The 4,001-nt window shown below is 65.2% G+C and carries 5 protein-coding genes; 3 read left to right on the top strand and 2 right to left on the bottom strand.

Features of this window, described 5'->3' with window-relative positions; genetic code table 11:
• The 3 genes from MH112_RS00680 to MH112_RS00670 form a co-directional block, all read left to right on the top strand.
• A partial coding sequence (locus tag MH112_RS00680) for a hypothetical protein (RefSeq protein WP_296562679.1) occupies positions 1 to 228 on the top strand: 228 nt, incomplete at its 5' end.
• A gap of 73 nt (positions 229 to 301) precedes the next feature.
• Positions 302 to 790, top strand: coding sequence for a pentapeptide repeat-containing protein (locus MH112_RS00675; protein WP_296562677.1), 489 nt, complete (start codon positions 302 to 304; stop codon positions 788 to 790).
• Positions 791 to 918: 128 nt separating this feature from the next.
• The gene (locus MH112_RS00670; protein WP_296562676.1) at positions 919 to 1,761 is read left to right on the top strand and encodes a pentapeptide repeat-containing protein; all 843 of its coding nucleotides are present in this window, start codon (positions 919 to 921) and stop codon (positions 1,759 to 1,761) included.
• A gap of 26 nt (positions 1,762 to 1,787) precedes the next feature.
• Here the strand turns inward: MH112_RS00670 and aspS are convergent, their stop codons facing one another.
• Positions 1,788 to 3,569, bottom strand: coding sequence for an aspartate--tRNA ligase (gene aspS, locus MH112_RS00665; RefSeq protein ID WP_296562674.1), 1,782 nt, complete (start codon positions 3,567 to 3,569; stop codon positions 1,788 to 1,790).
• A 108-nt stretch (positions 3,570 to 3,677) separates the two neighbouring features.
• Positions 3,678 to 4,001: serine hydrolase (locus MH112_RS00660; protein WP_296562672.1), on the bottom strand; the 324-nt coding region annotated here is incomplete at its 5' end.

Here is a 4,001-nt window from a genome sequence, read left to right as displayed (position 1 = left end):
CCCCAGCCGGCCTCGCGCTACATCTCCAAGGGCTTCTCCCGGGGCGCAGCGCCAGACAATCTGGTGGTCCTGTCCCTGGCCGATCATCGGGCCGCCAGGGCCGTCAGTGCCCAGGCCGCTGATATCTGTCCGGCCTGCGGCGACATGGCTGTTGTTCGTAAGGGGGCGAGCCTGATCTGTGAGACCTGCGGAACGCGGGCTGGGCGGTTCGACGACGCTACGGGCTGAGCGCCAACTGCACACCTCGCCTTAAGTTTGCAGGGTTAAGAACAAAGCTCAGTTCGATGATAGGCGCACTCCGATGAGACCCTCAGGCCCCCTCGCCCTTCTCGCCGTCATGCTCCTGGCCGCCCCGGCTGCGGCGCAGAATGCCGGCCAGATCAGCCAGGTCCGAGCCGGCGCCCATTGCCCCAAGTGCAACCTGTTCCAGGCCAACCTGGGCGGTTTGACGCTCACCGGCAAGAACCTGTCAGGCGCAAGGCTCCGACAGGCTGATCTGAGCCTGACAATCATGAACAGAACCAACTTCTCGGGTGCAGACTTGCGGGATGTGGAGGCCTATGGCGGCGTGTTCTCCAGCGCCAACTTCGCCGGCGCTGACCTGACCAATGCCAGCTTCGTGGGGACCTACCTGGAAGGCGCAAACTTTCGCGGCGCCCGTCTGTCAGGAGCCAACCTCTCAGGGGCGGAAATGGACCGGGCCCGGGGTCTGACCCAGACCCAGTTGAACCAGGCCTGCGGCGACCGCGCCACCCGACTTCCTGGGGGGCTTCGCATCCCGGCGTGCTAGGGCGTGCGCCTGTGACCCTTGTCAGGGGCCACAACGACGCCCCTGGGCCGTAAAATTACGGGGATTTAAGTGGCCTTTCCCGATCCCGGGTCCCAGATGAGTGACCGCACAAGGACCTCGCCCGCCTGATGACCCGGCTCTCAACCTTGCTGGCCCTGCTTGCCCTGATCCTTGGTGCGACACCAAGCCTGGCTGCGGCGATGACCGGGGACAAGGCCGTGGCGCGAATGGTGGCGTTCGGCGGTTCCTGCGCCGGCTGTGAGCTATCGGGCCGAAAGCTGGCGGGGGCGCGGTTCATGGGCGCCGACTTCTCCGGCGCGGCCCTGGTGGGCTCGGATCTCCGGGGCGCGCTGTTTCACGGCTCAGTCTTCACTGGGGCCGACCTCTCCCGGGCTGACCTTTCCGAAAGCCAGATGATGGGGGCCAGTTTTGCCCGCGCCCGTCTGACCGATGCCGACCTCCGCCGGGCCGAGCTCAATGGGGCAACCTTCATTGCCGCCAATCTCAGCGGCAGCGACCTGCGCGACACCGAAGGGGGCGGTGCCAGCTTCGCCAGCGCCAATCTGTCAGACGCCCGGCTGGATGGGGCCGAGCTGAACGCCGTGGACCTCTCCCGGGTCAATGCCCGCGGCGCCCGGTTTGACGACAGCGAGCTCACCGCGGCCAATCTGCAAGGGGGTCGCTTTGACGGCACCTCGTTCCGTGACGCCGAGCTGAACCATGCCAACCTGCAGGGTGGCACCTTTGCCGGCGCTGACTTCCGCGGTGCCAGCCTTAGGCGGGCCAATATCGCCGGCGTGGATCTGTCCAAGACCCAAGGCCTCACCCAGGCCCAGCTGAACCAAGCCTGCGGCAACGCCACTACCCGCGCCCCCTCGGGCCTTGCGGTTCAAAGCTGCGGCGGACGACGCATGTCGCCCCCAACGCCGCCAGCCCCGCCGGTCCTGACCTTCCGGCCGTCTCCGCGCTAGCGCCAGATCCGATCTGCTGGGCTATATCAAGCCGGCTTCAACGGCAGGGCCAACCGAAGGCTAAGCTCCTTCAGCTGCCGCTCCTCGACCTCTGATGGGGCGCTCATCAACAGGTCCTGCCCCTGCTGGTTCAGTGGGAAGGCAATGACTTCGCGGATCGCGGTCTGACCGGCCAGCAGCATGACGATGCGGTCGATGCCAGGCGCGAGGCCCCCATGCGGCGGGGCGCCATAGCGGAAGGCGTTCAGCATGCCGCCGAACTGCTCTTCGACCACCTGCTGGCTATAGCCCGCGATCTCGAAGGCCTTGAGCATCACATCGGCCCGGTGGTTCCGCACCGCACCGGAGCACAGCTCATAGCCATTGCAGACGATGTCATACTGGTAGGCCAGGATATCCAGGGGGTCCTGGCTCGCCAGGGCCTCCATCTCGCCCTGCGGCATGGAGAAGGGATTGTGCGAGAAGTCCACATGGTTGGTCTCCTCGTTCATCTCGAACATCGGGAAATCGACGATCCAGACGAACTCGAAGCGGTGTTCATCCACGAGCTTCAGGTCGGTTCCGACTTTCGTCCGGGCTGAGCCCGCAAACTTGTAGAAGACCTTCGGATCGCCAGCCACGAAGAAGGCCGCGTCGCCCTGGCCCAAGCCGAGCGCGCTCATAAGCGCTTCGGTCTTTTCAGCGCCCAGGTTCTTGGCGATCGGACCACCCCACCCCCCCTGATCGTCACTCCAGAAGATATAGCCAAGGCCAGGCTGGCCCTCGCCCTGCGCCCAGGAGTTCATCCGGTCGCAGAAGGCTCGGCTGCCGCCCTTGGGCGCAGGGATCGCCCAGACCGCATTCTTGGCATCTTCCAGAATGCGGGCGAACAGACCAAAGCCGCCACCTCGGAAATGGTCGGAGACGGCCTGCATCTGGATCGGGTTGCGCAGGTCAGGCTTGTCAGAGCCATACTTGGCGATCGCCTCCCGGTAGGGGATGCGCGGGAACGGATAGGGGGTCACCGGCTTGCCACCGGCGAACTCCTCGAACACCCCGTGCATCACCGGCTCAATGGCCGCGAAGATGTCTTCCTGGGTGACGAAGCTCATCTCCACGTCGAGCTGGTAAAACTCCAGGCTGCGATCGGCCCGCAGATCCTCATCGCGGAAGCACGGCGCGATCTGGAAGTAACGGTCAAAGCCCGCCACCATCAGCAGCTGCTTGAACTGCTGCGGGGCCTGGGGCAGCGCATAGAACTTGCCCGCATGCAGACGTGACGGCACCAGGAAGTCCCGGGCACCCTCCGGCGAGGACGCCGTCAGGATGGGCGTCTGGAACTCATTGAAGCCCTGGTCGGTCATACGTCGGCGGATCGAGGCGATCACCTGGCTGCGCAGCAGGATGTTGCGATGCAGGGTCTCACGCCGCAGGTCGAGATAGCGGTGCTTGAGGCGGATTTCCTCAGGATAGTCCGGCTCGCCAAACACCGGCAGGGGCAGTTCAGCGGCCTCTGACAGGACCTGAACGCCCTTGACCTGCACCTCGACCTCGCCGGTGGGCAGGTTAGGGTTCACCGTCTCCGGGGTACGGGCCACCACCGCACCGTCGATGCAGATGACGCTCTCGGCCCTCAAACGCTCCACTGCAGCAAAGCCCGGGGTTTCCGGCGCCAGCACCAGCTGTGTCAGACCGTAATTGTCCCGGAGATCTACGAAGACCAGACCGCCATGGTCACGCTTGCGATGGATCCACCCGGAAAGGCGGACGGTCTGACCTGTGTCGCCAGCGCGAAGCTGACCGCAGGTGTGGGAGCGATATGGGTGCATGAGGAGTCGCGGAAAAATCAGGGAAATCGAGGCGCGGAAGGGCGCATGTGGGGCAGGCCTTGTCAAGGCGGAGGACCGGCAAGCCGCTGGACCGCCGGGACGCCGTCCTTATTTCGAAGGCTCCACTAGGGCCTGATAGACCAGAGTCCGGGTCGCCGTTCCGAGATCCGGTCCGCCGGTGCCTCCGAACCGCTGGATCATGCCGATAAACACCACGTCATTGGTGGGATCGACCCAGAACCAGGTCCCCGCCGCCCCGCCCCAGCTGAGCGTACCGGCCCCCTCGAGACTGCCCGCCCGGCGGGGGTCCTTGACCACCATGAAGTCCAGGCCAAAGCCGACTGCGTCATTGAAGCGTAGACCCACCGATCCGTTGGAGGACACCACGGCGTCCTTGCCGATCATGTCGGTGCCCATCAGCTCTACCGTGGC

The organism is Phenylobacterium sp. (genome assembly GCF_022402485.1).
GTDB lineage: Bacteria > Pseudomonadota > Alphaproteobacteria > Caulobacterales > Caulobacteraceae > Phenylobacterium.
Note: the sequence above shows the minus strand (reverse complement) of the source record. Positions and strands in the feature narration are given on the sequence as shown.